This is a genomic window from Gilliamella sp. B2772, from assembly GCF_026536985.1.
In the GTDB taxonomy this organism is placed as follows: domain Bacteria; phylum Pseudomonadota; class Gammaproteobacteria; order Enterobacterales; family Orbaceae; genus Gilliamella; species Gilliamella apicola_E.
This window is the reverse complement of sequence record NZ_JAFNNB010000004.1, coordinates 179,213-199,310: the sequence shown is the minus strand read 5'-3', so window position 1 is coordinate 199,310 and position 20,098 is coordinate 179,213. Positions and strand designations below refer to the sequence as shown.

General features: G+C 36.0%; 18 protein-coding genes. 15 read left to right on the top strand and 3 right to left on the bottom strand.

What is annotated here, in order from left to right:
• Positions 1 to 80 precede the first annotated feature (80 nt).
• The 14 genes from J3T98_RS09890 (at position 81) to ispC (ending at position 15,709) form a co-directional block, all read left to right on the top strand.
• Positions 81 to 1,655: a TerC family protein gene (locus J3T98_RS09890; protein ID WP_416380643.1), complete on the top strand. Its 1,575-nt coding sequence runs from the start codon at positions 81 to 83 to the stop codon at positions 1,653 to 1,655.
• 275 nt (positions 1,656 to 1,930) lie between these two features.
• On the top strand, positions 1,931 to 3,241 hold the full coding sequence (locus tag J3T98_RS09885; protein WP_267362737.1) for an NCS2 family permease: 1,311 nt from the start codon (positions 1,931 to 1,933) through the stop codon (positions 3,239 to 3,241).
• Between the two features lie 260 nt (positions 3,242 to 3,501).
• A complete protein-coding gene (gene rpsL, locus J3T98_RS09880; RefSeq protein ID WP_034883792.1) occupies positions 3,502 to 3,876 on the top strand; it encodes a 30S ribosomal protein S12 in 375 nt (124 codons plus the stop codon).
• A 100-nt stretch (positions 3,877 to 3,976) separates the two neighbouring features.
• The gene (rpsG, locus tag J3T98_RS09875; RefSeq protein ID WP_034883788.1) at positions 3,977 to 4,447 is read left to right on the top strand and encodes a 30S ribosomal protein S7; all 471 of its coding nucleotides are present in this window, start codon (positions 3,977 to 3,979) and stop codon (positions 4,445 to 4,447) included.
• Positions 4,448 to 4,556: 109 nt separating this feature from the next.
• On the top strand, positions 4,557 to 6,662 hold the full coding sequence (gene fusA / locus J3T98_RS09870; protein WP_065562791.1) for an elongation factor G: 2,106 nt from the start codon (positions 4,557 to 4,559) through the stop codon (positions 6,660 to 6,662).
• Between the two features lie 68 nt (positions 6,663 to 6,730).
• The gene (gene tuf / locus J3T98_RS09865; RefSeq protein WP_065733704.1) at positions 6,731 to 7,915 is read left to right on the top strand and encodes an elongation factor Tu; all 1,185 of its coding nucleotides are present in this window, start codon (positions 6,731 to 6,733) and stop codon (positions 7,913 to 7,915) included.
• Between the two features lie 342 nt (positions 7,916 to 8,257).
• Positions 8,258 to 8,593, top strand: coding sequence for a zinc ribbon domain-containing protein YjdM (locus tag J3T98_RS09860; RefSeq protein WP_065733703.1), 336 nt, complete (start codon positions 8,258 to 8,260; stop codon positions 8,591 to 8,593).
• 836 nt (positions 8,594 to 9,429) lie between these two features.
• Positions 9,430 to 10,167, top strand: coding sequence for a 30S ribosomal protein S2 (rpsB, locus tag J3T98_RS09855; RefSeq protein ID WP_034882419.1), 738 nt, complete (start codon positions 9,430 to 9,432; stop codon positions 10,165 to 10,167).
• An 84-nt stretch (positions 10,168 to 10,251) separates the two neighbouring features.
• Complete coding sequence (gene tsf, locus J3T98_RS09850; RefSeq protein ID WP_267332236.1) at positions 10,252 to 11,112, top strand: translation elongation factor Ts; 861 nt, start codon at positions 10,252 to 10,254, stop codon at positions 11,110 to 11,112.
• Positions 11,113 to 11,226: 114 nt separating this feature from the next.
• Positions 11,227 to 11,961, top strand: a complete 735-nt coding sequence (gene pyrH / locus J3T98_RS09845; protein ID WP_065562695.1) for a UMP kinase — start codon at positions 11,227 to 11,229, stop codon at positions 11,959 to 11,961.
• Positions 11,962 to 11,988: 27 nt separating this feature from the next.
• Complete coding sequence (gene frr, locus J3T98_RS09840) at positions 11,989 to 12,546, top strand: ribosome recycling factor (RefSeq protein WP_065562696.1); 558 nt, start codon at positions 11,989 to 11,991, stop codon at positions 12,544 to 12,546.
• A 494-nt stretch (positions 12,547 to 13,040) separates the two neighbouring features.
• The gene (deoC, locus tag J3T98_RS09835) at positions 13,041 to 13,706 is read left to right on the top strand and encodes a deoxyribose-phosphate aldolase (RefSeq protein ID WP_267341059.1); all 666 of its coding nucleotides are present in this window, start codon (positions 13,041 to 13,043) and stop codon (positions 13,704 to 13,706) included.
• Between the two features lie 54 nt (positions 13,707 to 13,760).
• Entirely contained in the window at positions 13,761 to 14,522 is a 762-nt protein-coding gene (deoR, locus tag J3T98_RS09830; protein ID WP_267362736.1) for a DNA-binding transcriptional repressor DeoR, read from the top strand.
• A gap of 2 nt (positions 14,523 to 14,524) precedes the next feature.
• Entirely contained in the window at positions 14,525 to 15,709 is a 1,185-nt protein-coding gene (gene ispC / locus J3T98_RS09825; protein ID WP_267362735.1) for a 1-deoxy-D-xylulose-5-phosphate reductoisomerase, read from the top strand.
• A gap of 6 nt (positions 15,710 to 15,715) precedes the next feature.
• On the opposite strand, the gene J3T98_RS09820 is transcribed toward ispC, so the two are convergent.
• Together J3T98_RS09820 and J3T98_RS09815 are read right to left on the bottom strand one after the other, a co-directional pair.
• Positions 15,716 to 16,267: a sugar O-acetyltransferase gene (locus J3T98_RS09820; protein WP_267342338.1), complete on the bottom strand. Its 552-nt coding sequence runs from the start codon at positions 16,265 to 16,267 to the stop codon at positions 15,716 to 15,718.
• Between the two features lie 4 nt (positions 16,268 to 16,271).
• The gene (locus J3T98_RS09815; RefSeq protein ID WP_267332234.1) at positions 16,272 to 17,231 is read right to left on the bottom strand and encodes an aminoimidazole riboside kinase; all 960 of its coding nucleotides are present in this window, start codon (positions 17,229 to 17,231) and stop codon (positions 16,272 to 16,274) included.
• A 273-nt stretch (positions 17,232 to 17,504) separates the two neighbouring features.
• On the opposite strand from J3T98_RS09815, the gene J3T98_RS09810 reads away from it, so the two are divergent.
• Positions 17,505 to 18,974, top strand: coding sequence for a glycoside hydrolase family 32 protein (locus J3T98_RS09810; protein ID WP_065733695.1), 1,470 nt, complete (start codon positions 17,505 to 17,507; stop codon positions 18,972 to 18,974).
• A gap of 35 nt (positions 18,975 to 19,009) precedes the next feature.
• On the opposite strand, the gene J3T98_RS09805 is transcribed toward J3T98_RS09810, so the two are convergent.
• Complete coding sequence (locus tag J3T98_RS09805) at positions 19,010 to 20,014, bottom strand: LacI family DNA-binding transcriptional regulator (RefSeq protein WP_267362734.1); 1,005 nt, start codon at positions 20,012 to 20,014, stop codon at positions 19,010 to 19,012.
• Positions 20,015 to 20,098: the final 84 nt, after the last annotated feature.

Sequence of the window (20,098 nt, the reverse complement as noted above, 5' to 3'; positions counted from 1 at the left end):
TTTTATTGATTATTTAGTCAATTGCAGACAGAATTACTAAGCAGCATGTGCTGTGTTCATTAGAGGTAATCACCTGACATATGGAATGGATCATGGATCCTACAATTTGGATTGGTTTATCCACTCTAGTTGTACTTGAAATCGTCCTTGGCATTGATAACATTGTTTTTATTGCCATTCTTGCCGAGAAACTACCGCCACAAGAACGAGATAAAGCACGCATTACTGGTCTTGCTTTTGCATTAATTACACGAATATTGTTATTAATGTTTACTGGTTGGTTAGTTACACTCACTACCCCTCTATTTTCTATATCCGGAATCAGTTTCAATGCTAGGCAATTGATAATGTTGCTTGGTGGTATATTTTTGCTTTTCAAAGCCACAATGGAACTCAATGAACGCTTAGAAGGCGCTTCACATGAAGATGGTAAACCCAAAAAGACTTCACATTTTTGGACTGTTGTCGCTCAAATCGTTGTACTTGATGCCGTATTTTCACTCGACTCAGTAATTACTGCAGTGGGTATGGTTGAACATATTCCAGTAATGATTATTGCTGTTTGTATTGCTATTTGTATCATGATGGTAGCAAGTAAACCATTGGCCTATTTTGTTAACTCCCATCCAACGATTGTTATTTTATGTTTAAGTTTTTTACTTATGATTGGTTTTAGTTTGGTTGCCGAAGGTTTTGGGTTTATTATTCCAAAAGGCTACCTATATGCAGCTATTGGTTTCTCAATTTTGATTGAGTTTTTTAATCAATTAGCTATATTCAATCGCCGAAAAGCATTAAACAAAAAACCATTACGTGAACGCACCGCTGAAGCGATTTTACATTTACTCAAAGGCGATGCAGAAGAAGATCCCGAAACTCACAATATTGATGTTGTTTCTGATAATAATAAGAAAACATCAGTATTTAATCATCAAGAATTAAACATGGTCGAGCGAGTGTTAGGATTGGCTCAACGTTCAGTTAGTAGCATCATGACCTCACGATTAAATGTTGATATGGTCAATATAAATGATGATCGTGAGGTGATATTAAAAGAGATATTTGATAATCCTCATTCACGTTTAGTCGTAACGGATAATGCTTCAATTGATGAACCATTAGGCATTATTCAAGTTAATGATCTATTGAAAGATGTTTTACAGGATAAACAGCATATTGATATTAACTCTTTAATAAAGCAGCCATTAATTTTCCCTGAAACGGTATCTTTACTTGTCGCACTGGAACAATTCAAAAAAGCGAAAACCCATTTTGCGTTTGTGGTTGATGAATTTGGTTCAATGCAAGGAGTTGTGTCTGTTACTGACATTATTGAAACCATTGCTGGTGATTTCCCAACTGAAGAAGAGGAAATTGATGCCAAACACGATATTCAATGTATTGATGATAACAGTTGGATTGCTAATGGTTACATCCCTGTAGAAGAATTAGTAAGGTATGTTCCTATACCAATAGATGATAAGCGAGAATACCATACTCTTGCTGGATTGTTGATGGAAAAAGCCCAACATTTACTTAATGTCGGTGAAACAATACAAATTGGCGATTATTTATTTGAAGTTGCCGAAATTGAAAGTCACCGTATTTTAAAAGTGAAAATCACTAAGAATAAATTAGATATATTAAAGAACTAGGTTAGTGATATTCTACCCATTGTTTAGCTCATCTCAGATGAGCTAAACAACTATTTTAGAGGTAAGTTATAAAAATTATCTATCAATTACTAAACGATATTCTTAATATGAATAACGCTTGACCAAAATAAATTACAGGCAATAATAGCGCTGTGTTTTTTCGTTTTTGAGATATAAAGTGATAACTTTGTATCTTTTTTATTTTTACTGCAAATCAACTTAGGTAAAAATAAAGGTTATATCGATTACTATCAAACTAAATTGGGCTTTAACTTATGAATTCACTATTCGAAAAAATTTTTCAACTGAAAGAGAAGAAAACCACTATCAGTACAGAGGTTATAGCAGGCTGTACAACTTTTCTAACCATGGTTTATATTATCTTTGTTAACCCTTCTATCTTATCTGTAACTGGCATGGACAAATCAGCAGTTTTTGTTCTAACGTGCGTCGTAACAGCTTTTGCTACTATTTTAATGGGGCTGTTTGCCAATCTACCGATTGCTTTAGCTCCAGCTATGGGACTCAATGTTTTCTTTGCCTATGGAATATGCGGTGCTATGGGCTATTCTTGGCAAGTGGGTATGGGGGCAATATTTTGGGGCTCATTAATCTTTTTTGCATTATCATTATTTAAAGTTCGCCATTGGTTAATTGAACATATTCCGCAATGTTTGCGAGCAGGTATAAGTGCTGGTATTGGACTATTTATTGCTTTTATGGGATTTCAAAATATGGGAATTGTGGTCGCATCACAAGAAACATTACTAACCTTAGGCAATATCTTATCACTTAAAGTATTATTAGGTTCACTAGGATTTTTTATTATAATAATTCTAGCAACTCGTAATTTCCATGCGGCTGTACTAGTTTCAATTCTTGTTGTTACCTTACTTGCACTTTGGCTTGATCCTAATATTAGTTATCAAGGAATTGCATCAGTTCCACCAAGTGTTAGCAGTGTTGTTGGTCATGTCGATCTAGCTGGTTCACTTAATGTGGGTATTATGGGTGTTATTTTTTCAGTTATGATTGTAAGCCTATTTGATTCTTCCGGTACAATTTTAGCTTTAACCGACAAAGCAGGAATTTCTGACGAAAAAGGGCGTTTCCCTAAAATGCGTCAAGCTTTATTAATCGATAGTTTTAGTTCTTCACTTGGTGGTTTATTTGGAACTTCATCAGTACTAACTTATATTGAAAGTTCTGCTGGTATTTCAGTTGGTGGGCGTACAGGTTTAACTGCAGTTGTAGTTGGATTATTATTTTTATTAATGACCTTTTTATCGCCTTTAGCCCATTTAGTTCCACCTTATGCGACATCTGGTGCTTTAATATTTGTTGGAATCTTAATGGTTTCAAGTTTAATGAAAGTTAATTGGTCTGATTTAACTGATGCAACACCAGCATTTATTACCGCATTAATGATGCCTTTCGCTTTTGCTATTACCGAAGGTGTAGCACTTGGTTTTATCTCTTACGTTGTGTTAAAAACATTAACTGGTAAATTTAAAGAATTAAATCTTTGCGTCATTATTTTTGCCCTTCTATTTGCATTAAAATTTATCTTTATCGACCATCATTAATTTTTTTCCCATCGGTTAGTTCCGGTGGGAAAATTTAACTGAAAAATATTATTATTAATTTATTAGTAATAATAAGGTTAAAAATAGCAATTCATAATATTAGATTCTTCCTTAACTAAAGCAAAAACTTGACATTATATCTATTGAGGTCTAGAATCTTGCGACCCAAAACTTATATACATAGGCTTTGGGCTACAGTTATTAATTACGTATCTAAAAAGCAATTTTTAAATTTATTTTAATTAATCAGGAGCTTATTAATGGCAACAATTAATCAGCTGGTACGCAAACCAAGAGCGCTAAAGGAAGCGAAAAGTAACGTTCCTGCCCTTGAAGCATGCCCGCAAAAACGTGGTGTTTGTACACGTGTTTACACCACTACACCTAAAAAACCAAACTCAGCATTACGTAAAGTATGCCGTGTACGTTTAACCAACGGTTTTGAAGTGACTTCTTATATCGGTGGTGAAGGTCATAACTTGCAAGAACATAGCGTGATTTTAATCCGCGGTGGTCGTGTTAAAGATTTACCTGGTGTTCGTTATCACACTGTTCGTGGTGCATTAGACTGCGCAGGTGTTAAGGATCGCAAACAAAGCCGTTCTAAATACGGTGTAAAACGACCTAAAGCTTAATGGAACTCCGTTAAGTAAGGCCAAACTATAATAATTCCATTTAACTCATTTGAGTTTTGGGTAAACCTGAAAATTTATAACATATAAACGGAGTATTCCAATGCCACGTCGTCATGTTGTCGGTCAAAGAAAAATTTTACCTGATCCGAAATTCGGTTCAGATTTGCTGGCGAAATTTGTAAATATTTTAATGATAGATGGTAAAAAATCTATCGCAGAATCAATCGTATATTCAGCTCTTGATAAATTAGCTGAGCGTAGTGGAAAAGACCACTTAGCAGCTTTTGAAGTTGCATTAGATAACGTAAGACCAACTGTAGAAGTTAAGTCTCGTCGCGTTGGTGGTTCTACATACCAAGTTCCTGTTGAAGTGCGTCCAGTTCGTCGTAATGCACTTGCAATGCGTTGGATTGTAGATGCTGCACGTAAACGTGGCGATAAATCAATGGCGTTACGCCTAGCGAATGAACTTATGGATGCTTTTGAAAACAAAGGCACTGCTGTGAAAAAACGCGAAGATGTTCATCGTATGGCTGAAGCTAATAGAGCGTTTGCACACTATCGTTGGTAATCTTTCCACTGATATTAAGTGGCTTGAAATTAGACTGGCAGCACATATCTACTGTCAGTCAACCTAAATGATATTTTATTAAGCAAACGATTCTAAATAGAGGATTAATATGGCTCGTACAACCCCTATAGCACGCTACCGTAATATCGGTATCAGTGCACATATTGACGCAGGTAAAACAACAACTACCGAACGTATTTTGTTTTATACTGGTGTAAGTCACAAAATTGGTGAGGTTCATGATGGCGCAGCTACCATGGACTGGATGGAACAAGAACAAGAACGTGGTATTACTATCACTTCAGCAGCGACAACTGCATTCTGGTCAGGTATGGGACAACAATTTGAACCACACCGTATCAATATCATCGACACCCCGGGACACGTTGACTTCACAATCGAAGTTGAACGTTCTATGCGTGTTCTTGATGGTGCAGTAATGGTTTACTGTGCGGTTGGTGGTGTTCAACCTCAATCAGAAACAGTATGGCGCCAAGCTAACAAATATAAAGTTCCTCGTATCGCATTTGTAAACAAAATGGACCGTATGGGTGCTAACTTCTTACGTGTGGTTGAACAAATCAAAACACGTTTAGCGGCAGTGCCTGTTCCATTAGTATTACCAATCGGTGCTGAAGAAGGCTTTACTGGTGTTGTTGATTTACTTAAACGTAAAGCAATTAACTGGAATGATGCAGACCAAGGTACAACCTTTACTTATGAAGATGTGCCAGCTGACATGGTTGAGCAAGTTGAAGAATGGCGTGCAAACTTAATCGAAGCTGCAGCAGAAGCTAACGAAGAGTTAATGGAAAAATACCTAGGTGGTGATGAGTTAACTGAAGAAGAAGTTAAAAAAGCACTACGTGAACGCGTACTTGCTAACGAAATCATCTTGGTAACATGTGGTAGTGCATTTAAAAATAAAGGCGTTCAGTTCATGCTTGACGCAGTTATTGAGTATCTACCTGCTCCAACTGATGTCCCTGCGATTAAAGGTGAATTACAAAATGGTGAACCAGCAGAACGTCATTCAAGTGATGATGAACCATTTGCTGCACTTGCATTTAAAATTGCAACTGACCCATTTGTTGGTAACTTAACCTTCTTCCGCGTTTACTCTGGTGTAGTTAACTCTGGTGACTCAGTTCTTAACTCAGTTAAAGATCGTAAAGAACGCTTTGGTCGTATCGTACAGATGCATGCGAACAAACGTGAAGAAATCAAAGAAGTTCGTGCGGGTGACATTGCAGCAGCAATAGGTCTTAAAGATGTCACAACTGGTGATACGCTTTGTGCTGAAAATTCACCAATTATTCTTGAAAGAATGGAATTCCCTGAGCCAGTTATCTCGGTTGCAGTAGAACCTAAAACTAAAGCTGACCAAGAAAAAATGGGTATTGCTTTAGGTCGTTTGGCAAAAGAAGATCCATCATTCCGTGTATGGACTGATGAAGAATCAAACCAAACTATCATTGCTGGTATGGGTGAATTACATCTTGAAATCATCGTAGACCGTATGAAACGTGAATTTAACGTTGAAGCGAATGTCGGTAAACCTCAAGTTGCTTACCGTGAAACAATTCGTACAACAGTTAAAGATATCGAAGGTAAACATGCAAAACAATCTGGTGGTCGTGGTCAATACGGTCATGTTGTTATCGACTTGTATCCATTAGAAGCGGGTGGTGCTGGTTACGAATTTGTTAACGAAATCAAAGGTGGGGTAATTCCTGGTGAATTTATTCCAGCAGTTGATAAAGGTATCCAAGAGCAATTGAAATCAGGTCCTTTAGCTGGCTATCCGGTAGTGGATCTTGGTGTGCGTTTACATTTTGGTTCTTACCATGATGTCGACTCATCCGAAATTGCCTTTAAACTTGCCGCATCAATGGCATTTAAAGAAGGCTTCATGAAAGCTAAACCTGTGCTTTTAGAACCAATTATGAAAGTAGAAGTTGAAACCCCTGAAGATTATATGGGTGACGTTATCGGTGACTTAAACCGTCGTCGTGGTATGATCGAAGGTATGGAAGATACTGCAACTGGTAAAACAGTTAAAGCACAAGTTCCACTTTCTGAAATGTTTGGTTATGCGACAGACCTTCGTTCACAAACACAAGGTCGTGCTTCTTACTCTATGGAGTTCTTGAAGTATAACGAAGCACCTTCAAACATCGTAACAGCAATTATTGAAGCTCGTAAAGCGAAATAATTATTTATATAAATAAAGTAACACTTCCCTACAAAATTAGGGAAGTGATTTAATAAAGGAACATTAAGATGTCTAAAGAAAAATTTGAACGTACAAAACCCCACGTTAACGTTGGTACAATCGGCCACGTTGACCATGGTAAAACAACTTTAACAGCAGCTATTACTTCTGTACTTTCTAAAAAATACGGCGGTCAAGCTCGTGCATTCGATCAAATCGATAATGCACCAGAAGAAAAAGCACGTGGTATCACCATCAACACTTCACACGTTGAATACGATACACCAACTCGTCACTACGCACACGTTGACTGTCCGGGCCATGCTGACTATGTTAAAAACATGATCACTGGTGCGGCTCAAATGGACGGTGCTATTTTAGTAGTAGCAGCAACTGATGGTCCTATGCCACAAACTCGTGAGCACATCCTTTTAGGTCGTCAAGTAGGTGTTCCTTACATCATCGTATTCTTAAATAAATGCGATATGGTTGATGATGAAGAGTTATTAGAATTAGTTGAAATGGAAGTACGTGAACTTCTATCTCAATACGATTTCCCAGGTGATGATACTCCAGTAATTCGTGGTTCAGCGTTAAAAGCGTTAGAAGGCGATGCAGCATGGGAAGAAAAAATTGTTGAATTAGCTGAAGCTTTAGACAGCTACATTCCGGAACCAGAGCGTGATATCGACAAACCATTCCTACTTCCAATTGAAGACGTGTTCTCAATTTCAGGACGTGGTACAGTGGTAACAGGTCGTGTAGAGCGTGGTGTAATCAAAGTTGGTGAAGAAGTTGAAATCGTTGGTATCAAACCAACAACCAAAACAACTTGTACTGGCGTTGAAATGTTCCGTAAATTATTAGACGAAGGTCGTGCTGGTGAGAACGTAGGTGTATTACTACGTGGTACAAAACGTGAAGAAATCGAACGTGGTCAAGTATTAGCAAAACCAGGTTCAATCACTCCACATACAGATTTTGAATCAGAAGTATATATCCTAAGCAAAGATGAAGGTGGTCGTCATACTCCATTCTTCAAAGGCTACCGTCCACAGTTCTACTTCCGTACAACTGACGTAACTGGTACTATTGAATTACCAGAAGGCGTAGAAATGGTAATGCCAGGTGATAACATCAAAATGACAGTATCATTAATTCACCCAATCGCAATGGCAGACGGCTTACGTTTCGCTATCCGTGAAGGTGGTCGTACTGTTGGTGCTGGTGTTGTTGCTAAAGTTATTAAATAATTTAAGCTTAATCAGCTCAAGAAAAGAAGGTGCACTATGTGCACCTTTTTTTCTTGTTCTCAGTGTTAATTAAATAAGTTATAGTCGTTGCCCACTTTTTTATCTCAACTACATTTTGTTTATTTTTGTCATATTATCGGCATAGATATGGATAAAAATAAACTAAAAAAAGCCAAACAAAATGTTATAAAAAATGACCTTAATTATATTGCAGTGTGCAATTGAAAAAAATAATAAATTTGGCATAACCACCTCTTAAAAAGAGAAGAGAATACAATGACTAAACAGCCTTTTTTTGCTATAGTAACCACTATTTTATTTAACGTGGAATAATGAAAAGCTATGGAATCGATACCTAATTGCCCTGTTTGCCAATCAGAACATACTTACCATGATGGCACATTTTATGTTTGCCCTGAATGTGCACATGAATGGGATCCAAATCAAGAAACCTCAACCAATGATGAATTACAAGTTAAAGATAGTAATGGCAATACACTTGTTGATGGTGATGATATTATTTTAATAAAAGATCTAAAATTAAAAGGTTCATCAACTGTTCTCAAAAAAGGAGCCAAAGCTAAAGGCATTCGTCTTGTAGACGGCGATCACGAAATCGATTGTAAGGTTGATGGAATGAAAGTAATGCTGAAAGCTTGTTTTGTTAAAAAAGCGTAATTGCATTAACCAATATTTAACTTATTTTATATAGATTAATGAAAAAATATCTTTAGTTAAACCTTTGTTAAAACCATTTAATAACAAAAAATTATTTAATGGTTTTACCATATAAATCAATTCACACAAAAATAAAAAATCCACGTTCGTCTAATACTTTTCGAGTATCCTTTAATAGACAAAATCCCTTATATATAATTTACTCAACAATGCTTGTTTTATCTTGATAGACAATTATAGCTTGTTTATTACTTATAGCTTTTAACGAAATAGATAATTAAAATTTTTCAATCATATTGGGGAATAGAAAAGCTTTACGAAGGGAAACTGTATAAAAATTTACCACATGTAAAGCATTAAAATGCTGCGCAGCAAAATTTGAATCGTCCATACTTGATACATATTTTATATTAGGTGATAAATCATTTTTTTGAAGTTTATTTATTATTTCCTCTACAGGTGCTAATGATATATCTAATTCATCAATAAGAACAACAAATGCCTTATTGATAATCTTTAAAACCTCTCAGCACGGTTATCGATTTTATGAATTTTTTATTCTGCACTAGCATGATTTTTTTCTCAAAAATCTACATTATTCTTTTTCTATAAGAAAAAACTAGCAAATCTCACTAAAATATGGTATAAAACGCGCGCTACTTTTCACATTCATTTTTCAAAAATATTTGTGAAATAAAGCACAAATTTTAAAACTTAATTAATGTTATAACACACACATATCATTACTCTTTTCCGGGGTGCCTTTTACTTTGCGTATTAAGGTCGGATAAAGCGGATATGTGGAGGCATAACCCCAACGTCAAAATGAGGAAATCATGACTACAGTATCAATGCGCGATATGTTACAAGCAGGTGTACACTTTGGACACCAAACTCGTTATTGGAACCCAAAAATGAAACCATTTATTTTTGGTGCACGCAACAAAGTACACATCATCAATCTTGAAAAAACAGTACCTATGTTCAATGAAGCATTAGCTGAATTAAACAAGATTGCTGCGCGTAAAGGTAAAATTTTATTTGTTGGTACAAAACGTGCTGCAAGTGAAGCAATTAAACAAGCAGCTGAAAGCTGTGGACAATATTACGTTAATCACCGCTGGTTAGGTGGTATGTTGACTAACTGGAAAACAGTACGTCAATCAATCAAACGTCTTAAAGATTTAGAAACACAAGCTAATGATGGTACATTTGATAAATTAACCAAAAAAGAAGCACTTATGCGTGCTCGTGAAATGGCTAAATTAGAAAATAGCTTGGGTGGAATTAAAAATATGGGTGGCTTACCCGATGTGATTTTTGTAATTGGTGCAGACCATGAACATATCGCAATCAAAGAAGCTAACAATTTAGGTATTCCAGTCATTGCTGTTGTTGATACTAATTCAGATCCAGATGGTATTGATTACATCGTTCCTGGTAATGATGATGCGATCCGTGCAATTCAATTATATGCAAATGCGGTTGCTGAAGCAGTTCGTTCTGGTCGTGAACAAAATCAATCTCCAGTATCTGAAGAAAGCTTTGTTGAAGAAGCTCCAGCAGCAGAGTAATAAACTCAAATATTTTCAGGGTCGATAATATCATCGACCCATTCTAATGAAAATCATCAAAATGGTTAAATAGAGGATTTAAAAATGGCTGAAGTTACCGCTTCTATGGTAAAAGAACTGCGTGAAAGAACTGGCGCAGGTATGATGGAATGTAAGAAAGCATTAGTTGAAGCAAATGGTGATATCGATCTTGCTATCGACAACATGCGTAAATCAGGTCAAGCAAAAGCAGCTAAAAAAGCTGGTCGTGTTGCAGCTGAAGGTGTAATCATTTCAAAAATTTCTGCTGATAAAAAAGTAGGTGTTATTTTAGAAATCAACTGTGAAACTGACTTCGTAGCTAAAGATGCTGGATTCTTAGCATTTAGTGAAAAAGTAGCAACAGCAGCTTTAAATGATCGAATCACTGATCTTGCAACGCTACAAGCAAAATTTGAAGAAGAACGTACTGCACTAGTAGCTAAAATTGGTGAGAATATTGGCATCCGTCGCATTAAAGAAATTGCTGGTGATGTAGTTGGTAGTTATCAACACGGCGCGCGCATTGGCGTTTTAGTTGCAGCTAATAGTGGTTGTGATGAGGAATTAGTTAAACACATTGCAATGCACATTGCAGCAAGCAAACCAGAATATGTTGACCCAAGTGATGTACCTGCTGATGTAGTTGAACATGAACGTAATATTCAAATCGATATTGCAATGCAATCAGGTAAACCTCGTGAAATCGCAGAAAAAATGGTTGAAGGCCGTATGCGTAAATTCACAGGTGAAGTATCACTTACTGGTCAACCATTTGTAATGGATCCAAGTAAAACAGTTGGTGATTTACTTGCTGAGAAAAAAGCAACAATTGCAACATTTATCCGCTTCGAAGTGGGTGAAGGTATCGAAAAAGTCGAAGTTGACTTTGCAGCCGAGGTTGCTGCGATATCAAAACAATCTTAATTGTTTTTATCGAAACCGCCGTAATGGCGGTTTTGTTTATCTGCAAAATATTTTAAAATGATTGCCAGCTAGTTATTCTAGATTTTTAAGTAATAAAATATAGTGAGATTTCATATGGTAACCCCTTTCTATAAACGTATCCTTCTTAAACTCAGTGGTGAAGCATTACAAGGTGATGAAGGTTTTGGTATTGATCCAACCGTTCTTGATCGTATGGCACAAGAAATTAAAGAACTTATCGACATGGAAGTTCAGGTTGCTGTTGTTATCGGAGGTGGTAACCTATTTCGTGGTGCAGGACTTGCTAAAGCGGGTATGAACCGTGTTGTTGGTGACCATATGGGGATGCTAGCAACAGTTATGAATGGCCTTGCCATGCGTGATGCTTTGCACCGCATTGAAGTTAATGCACGTTTGATGTCGGCAATCCCATTAAACGGAGTTTGCGACGATTATCGCTGGACTGAAGCAATTAGCTTGCTTAAACATGGTAAAGTCGTTATTCTTTCTGCAGGAACAGGCAACCCATTTTTCACAACTGACTCTGCGGCTTGTTTACGTGGTATTGAAATTGAAGCAGATGTCGTTTTAAAAGCAACCAAAGTTGATGGTGTTTATTCTGCCGATCCAGTAAAAAATCCCAATGCTACACTATATAAAACACTTAACTATGAGAAAGTGTTGGACGATGAATTAAAAGTCATGGATTTAGCCGCATTTACATTAGCACGAGATCATAATCTACCAATTTGTGTTTTTAATATGAATAAACCTGGTGCATTACGTCGTGTCATTTTAGGCGAGCAAGAGGGAACATTAATCAATAATCAGACTACAGTGAGCTGTTAGTCTTAATTATTTAAAAAGGTTTTTATTATGCTAAATGAGATTCAAAAAGAAGCGCAAACGCGCATGGAAAAAAGTATTGAAGCGTTTCAAAATCATATTTCTAAAGTCAGAACTGGACGTGCTTCACCAAGCTTATTAGACGGTATTATGGTTGAATACTACGGTAGTCCTACACCATTACGTCAGCTAGCTAACGTTGTCGCTGAAGATGCAAGAACTCTAGCCATTACGGTATTTGATAAATCATTAACACCAATGATTGAAAAGGCGGTTTTGACCTCTGATTTAGGACTTAATCCTGCTTCAGCAGGGACAGTTATTCGAGTACCTCTACCACCATTAACTGAAGAACGTCGTCGTGATTTAACTAAAATAGTGCGTAATGAAGCAGAACAAGGTCGTGTGTCAATTCGAAATATTCGTCGTGATGCTAACGATCAAATCAAAGCTTTGTTAAAAGATAAAGAAATCTCAGAAGATGATGAACGTAAATCACAAGATTTAATTCAAAAAGCAACAGATGCAGCTATCAAAAAATTAGATGCAGTGCTTGCAGATAAAGAAAAAGAGTTAATGGAATTTTAATCTCTTGGCTAAAAAGCCTAGTTGATAAAACTAGGTTTTTTTGATTTTTACCAATCAACTATCAATCATTTAATTACCGCTGAAAAATACAAAATATTAGTTTTATCAGTTAGCGAATAGATCAAAAATAAAAAATCACTCAATAAAATAAACAGCTATCCTTCTATTTAAGCGATATAAAGTCTAACTGAGTTTATCTACAGTTGCTCAATGAAGATAATGCGCTTATGCAAAATTAAAGGGTAAACAATGTGTCCGTATTAGCGCATTATTAGCCAGTAAAATAATCAAGTTTGTCAAAATCATGGTTTCCAGTCTGATTTGATTCAATTGTTTAAGTTTATTAAATAGTTTAGTTTTTAATTATCAAAATTTAAGTATATAATGTTACGAAAATAACATTATAGGGCTATATATGTTATTTTTATAACATCATTTACTTAATACTAAAATCATTTACTAGACATTACTAACAAAAATTAAAGGACATCATTATGGATTATGCAAAGTATATTGATCATACTTTACTGGCGATGAATGCCACAGAAGATCAAATACGTAAACTTTGTGAAGAAGCAAAGCAGTATCATTTCTATTCTGTATGTGTTAATTCAGGCTATGTGCCTTTAGTCGCTAGCTTGCTTAAAGGTAGCGATGTAAAGGTTTGTTCAGTCGTTGGCTTTCCTTTAGGTGCTATGCTGACTTCAGCTAAAGCATTTGAGACTGAAATGGCAGTCAAAGCTGGTGCAGAAGAGATCGATATGGTTATCAATGTCGGCTGGCTAAAAAGCAATGATTTAACGGCCGTTAAAGAAGATATTCAAGCGGTATTTAATGCTTGTGGTTCAGTGCCGTTAAAAGTTATTTTAGAAACTTGCTTATTAACTAAAGAAGAAATCGTTACAGTTTGTACAATTTGTAAAGAAATTGGCGTTGCTTTTGTTAAAACTTCAACTGGATTTAGCTTATCAGGAGCAACAGTTGAAGATGTTAAATTGATGCGCGAAACAGTCGGTGATAAAATGGGTGTCAAAGCATCAGGTGGCATTAGAGATCGTCAAACTGCTGAAAAAATGGTTCAAGCTGGTGCAACACGGTTAGGCGCTAGTGCTGGTATTGCAATTGTATCAGGCGATAACGCATCATCTAGCGGCTATTAATTCATCCTTTTATAAGCTACTGTATAGTAGCTTATTGCTATTTATGGAATGGCAATGGAAACGCAACCGCAAAAAAGAATTAATGCACTTATTGAGCAATTAAAAATTACCGATAAAATTCATTTAAAGCAAGCAGCGCAAATGCTTGCTGTTTCTGAAATGACGATTCGTCGAGATCTTAGTAATCAATCTTCATGTTTAGCTGTTTTAGGCGGTTATATTGTTAACCAAGCACGCCATACCATATCACAATATTTTGTTTCAGATCAGCAAGATAAGCATGTAGATGAAAAGCGTTATATCGGTAAGTTGGTTAGCCAATTTGTTGATGAGAACGACACCATTTTTTTTGATTGTGGTACAACCATGCAATTTATCATTGATGAAATTAGTGATGATATCGCCTTTACTGCAATCTGCTATTCACTCAATGCTTTTCTAGCGTTACAAAACAAACCAAAATGTAAAATCATTTTATGCGGTGGGCAATATCAGCTTAATAATGCAATTTTTACCAATATTAGTTCCCATAATCCGATCGATTTTATCTGTCCAAATAAAGCTTTTATTTCGGCAGCGGGTATTGATCTCACTCAAGGTGCAACTTGTTACCATTTTGATGAACTGAATATGAAGCATCAGGCGATGAAAAAATCTAATCAAAATATTTTAATTGCCGATCATACTAAGTTTAATCAAGTTAAACCGGCTTTTATTTGTAACCTTGATCAGTTTAATTTGGTGATGACCGATAGAGCGCCGGATTTAGACTACGTCGCTTACTTTGAAGAAAATAACATTGGTTTAATTTATTAATTATGAAAAATATCGCAATTTTAGGTTCAACAGGATCAATCGGCTGTAGCACATTAGCCGTCATTCGGCAAAATCCAACTTTATACAAAGCTTATGTGCTAGTAGGTGGCGCTAATGTTGCAAAAATGACAGAGCAGTGTCAGGAGTTTAAACCAAACTATGTTGCTATGGCGAGCAAACAAGCAGCGCAAGAGCTTAAAGCAAATTTAGCTAACCTAAAATTGAATATAGAAGTACTGAGTGGTGAGCAAGCTATGTGTGATTTAGCACAGCTTCCCGAAGTTAACCAAGTTATGGCTGCAATTGTTGGTGCTGCGGGATTAAGGCCGACTCTTGCTGCAATTAAAAAAGGTAAACGCATTTTACTAGCTAATAAAGAGTCATTAGTCACTTGTGGACATTTATTTATGCAAGCGGTGAAACAATATGGCGCCGAGCTACTGCCGGTCGATAGTGAACATAATGCGATCTTTCAAAGTTTACCTACCGCAGTACAACATGATCTTGGATTTGCTAATCTGACTGATCATGGTATCGCCAAAATTGTGTTAACCGGATCTGGCGGACCTTTTCGGGAACTACCGTTAAATCAATTAACTTCAGTCACGCCTGCGCAAGCGACTTTACATCCTAACTGGTCAATGGGTAAAAAGATTTCAGTTGATTCGGCAACGATGATGAATAAAGGCTTAGAATACATTGAAGCACGCTGGTTGTTTAATGCTAGTTCTGAACAGATGGAGATTATTGTACATCCTCAATCGATTATTCACTCAATGGTACGTTATCTAGATGGCAGTATTATTGCAGAATTAGGCGTGCCAGATATGTGTACGCCAATTGCTTATTCAATGTCTTATCCATTACGTATTTCATCCGGTGTACCTGCTTTAGATTTTACTCAAATCTCATCATTAACCTTCAATCAACCCGATTTTATTCGCTATCCATGCTTAAAATTAGCCATTGAGGCTTGTGGTGAAGGGCAAGCGGCAACAACAGCGCTTAACGCTGCCAACGAAGTGGCAGTTGAAGCATTTTTACAGCAAAAAATTGGTTTTATGGATATTGCCAAACAAGTTGCAACCACGTTAGATCAACTTAATTTTCCGGAACCTGCCACTATTGATGATGTGTTCACTATTGATGCATGGGCTAGAGCACAATGTAGCAAACAGATAGTTTAAATGGCATTAAAGTGTTTTATACACTCGGCATGGCGTACCCATGGCAACGACATTTGAAGGGATATCTCGATCTACAATACTGCCTGCTGCAATAACCGTATTATCGCCGATAGTCACATTGGGTAGTACAATTACGTTACCACCAATCCAAACGTTATTACCGATCGTAATCGGTTTGGCAAACTCAAGCCCACTGTTGCGTATTTGGCTATCAAGTGGGTGACCTGAGGTATAAAAACCGCAATTGGGTGCGACAAGGACATTATCTCCGAATGTAATTTTGGCCGCATCAAGCATGATGCAGTTAAAATTAGCAAAAAAATTCTCTCCAATTTCAACATTGTAGCCATAATCACATTGAAAACCGGGCATAATTGTAAATTGCTTCGGTGTTTTACCTAATAGCTTTCTAAAAAGTTGTTGCCGTTTATCCACTGCTGAAGGTGATAGTTGGTTTAACTGAAAGCAGAGATCTTGTGCATAAATTCGCTCTTTTTCAAGCTCATTAATACAAGGATTATAAAGTAAACCTGTTAACATTTTCTCCTTTTCAGTCATTTTACTATCCCATCTGTTTTGCTATTAGTGCAGGATTATCACTAATAAATGATTGTAAAAAACCACTGTCTGGTAATGCCGTTAATGCACCTTTTTTGGTGGTAGCTAGTGCTCCGCATGCGCTGGCTATAGTCATCATACTTTCTAACATTAATTTATCCTCAGGCATACCTGATAAAGCAATACTGCTAAGTAATCCTGCAACAAATGCATCTCCAGCTCCAGTTGTATCAATGCTATTGACATGAAATGAGTCAAAAGTAAAAGTTTTACCTTGCCATAACACAATACTACCATCTCTGCCTTTGGTAACTAACTTAAGTGGTGCATTATAATGTTGTTGCAATTTATCGAGTGCTACATGCCAATCTTGGCTCTCAGTTAACCAAAACAACTCTTCATCAGAGAGTTTAAGAATGTCAGCATCATGACAGAATTGAGTGATAATTGTGCGCATTTCATTTTTATCTTGCCACATTTGTTCACGTAAATTGATATCAAAACTAATTAAACCATTTTTATCACTGAGTTTCTCAATAGCTTGTTTGAGCGTTTGTCGACAAGTTGTTCCAACTAATGCTAAAGAACAAAAATGAAGAATATCTTGATTAAAATCAGGAAGTGCTTGTTCTGACAAAAATTGATCGGCCGAAGGTGAAACAAGAAAGGTAAAACTTCGTTCACCATTTTCACCTAAATCAACAACAACAGTGCTTGTTCTATGCTCCTCATCCTTTTCAAGACTTTGGCAATCAACATGATGCTCACAAAAAGTCTTTTCCATGAAGTGACCAAATGGATCATTACCAACTCTACCAATAAAACCAGAGGGCAGTCCTAACTTAGCAATACCAATAGCAACATTTGCAGGAGCCCCTCCAGCACAGGCTCGGTAGTTCATTTCACCAAATGGTAATAAATCAATAACAGCATCACCAAGAGACCATACTTTTGTATTATTCATTTTGTCACTCATATTATTAATAGGTTAAATTTTTGTGTCATTACTATCTCAGCATACTCAAATTAATTCATTAAGCATTGATTAGCTGATGTGTTGATAATCAATATTAACTATAAACTAAATCATTTATAAAAAAAATCATTGTTAACGTTAAAAATATGTGACTATCATCACATATTTTAACGTTTATTTCACTATAAGTTAACGTTAACAAAAAAATTAATGTAGTATGTAATCGTATTAACCTAACTCATGATAAAAGAAGGGAATGTTATGACAAATGCAATTGATAAAGCTAACCAAGCTATAAAAAAATTAGAAAAAGAAATGAATAAGCAATATTATCCTCATTTCCATTTATCACCTCAAGCTGGTTGGATGAATGATCCAAATGGCTTAGTCTATTATAAAGGACAATATCATGCTTTCTATCAACACCATCCTTATAATGAGAATTGGGGACCAATGCACTGGGGACATGCAGTAAGTGATGATCTTATTACATGGCGAAGATTACCAATTGCAATTGCGCCAGATCATGATTATGACAAGAGTGGGTGTTTTTCAGGTTCAGCTGTAGATAATAATGGCGAATTGAGCTTAATTTACACAGGCCATATATGGTTAAATGGTCAAGGTAATGATGAACATATCCGAGAAACTCAATGTCTTGCCACAAGTAAAGATGGTATTAATTTTAAAAAACATGGAACTGTACTTACACCAAAAGAAGGGATTATGCATTTTCGTGATCCTAAAGTGTTTAAACAAAATGGTAAATGGTGGATGGTAGTTGGTCAGCGAGAAACCAATGATGTTGGTCAAGTGTTACTTTATCGTTCAACTGATTTAAAAGATTGGAAGTTTGAACAAGTTCTTATCAGTGATATCGATCCGAATGTTTATATGCTTGAATGTCCAGACTTTTTCCCATTAGGAGATAAATGGGTATTAATGTTCTCACCACAAGGTATGCAAGCAAAAGGTTATCAATATCGAAATCGATTCCAATCTGGTTATATCGTTGGAGATTGGCAGCCAGGTAAGCCATTTTCAATAATCAAATCATTCCAAGAGATGGACTTTGGTCACGATTTTTATGCGCCACAATCATTCCTCGCGGCAGATGGTCGTCGTATTATGTTTGGTTGGATGGATATGTGGGAATCAAAAATGCCAAGTAAACATGATAAATGGATGGGAGCATTTACTTTACCACGCGAATTAATCCTAGATCGACAAAATAGAGTTCGTAATCGACCAATTAAAGAACTTGTGGCACTTCGCGAAAAACCACAATCATTAACTAATATTGAATTAAATAGTGAATTAAAAAATACCAAAATTGAATCAATTAGTTGTGAAATTAATGTTGAAATTGATTTAGTCAATAGTAATGCTGAACGTTTTGGATTACAACTTGCTGCGACACCAGATGGTAAGCAAGCAACCTTATTGTACATTGATCGGCAAGCTAACCGAATCATTCTAGACCGAAGTCTTTCTGGAATTGACTTAAAAGGTTATCGAAGTGTGCCATTACCAAAAACCAAAAAACTAACATTACATATTTTTGTTGATGCATCATCAGTCGAAGTTTTCATAAATAAAGATTTATATAGCCTCTCAAGCCGTATTTATCCTAAATTACCAGCAAAAAGGTTAATTAACTTATTTGCCGAAAATGGACAAGCAAAAATTACCAAATTAGATAGCTGGCAATTAAAATCAATTTATGAATAATTTATAAAAAACCACCAACTAAGGTGGTTTTTTCGTTATAAAGATTCTCGTTCTAAATATGGTGATGGTATGTGAGTGATAGTTTTTTTACTTTCACTATTGATTATATGCAGAGCTGCTTTTTGACCTATTTCATAATGTGGTAATTGTACAGTAGTCAGTGAAGGATAAAAAAGTTCACCAGTACCAACCATATTGTCATAACCAAGAACCGCAACATCGTTGGGAATATGAAATCCTTTACCAAGTAAAAATTGATAAGCAACAAAAGCAATTCTATCGTTACCACAAATTAATACATCAAAATCTGGTTTTTTAACACAATGTTTTGCCAAAATTTCTATCGTCATCATATATTCTAGGGAAAGGTTTGCAGGTGACATTAAAGTATGATAACTCTTGATATCGTTTAAATCGTTGCCAGCATCTAACCATGCTTGCTCAGCAGCTTTACGCCTAATTTTACCCGCTAAAGTATTTTCTGATAAATAGATACATAATGGTTTTTTATATCCCTTATTTATTACATTCTGCATCGCATGATATTGACCAGAATAATCATCAGGGATGTAACAAGCAAGCTGCTCAGAATCACTAATGCAGTTTGCTAATACCACATTTTTACCGAGCAATTTATCTGGCAGTTGAACTTTTCTTAACCCCATTGTTGTATAAATAATACCATTAGGTCGATAAGATAAAAGAGTATTAATCGCATGATCAGCATCTTTATCATCAAATAAATTAACAATAAACGTATTCCAACCATGTTGTTGAGCTGTTTTTTCTATTGCTTGAAGTAATTCAACTGAGAATGGCGTTGTCGCCGTTTCTAATGCCAGCACACCAATAGCATAAGGGCCAGAATTATCTCCTCGAATCTTTCGTGCAGATAAATCCGGCACATAATTAAGCTCCTCAATAGCTTTCTTCACTTTTTTATATGTTTCTTTATTGAGTTTGTCAGGATTATTGATTGCTCGAGAAACCGTCATCAATGAAACTGATGCCAATCTAGCAACATCCTTGAGTGAAGCCATAGTTGAATCCTTTTGCTCACATTAAAAATAATAATAAATTTTAGCTTTGTATGATAATACCACAAATAAAAATGATAAAAAGTG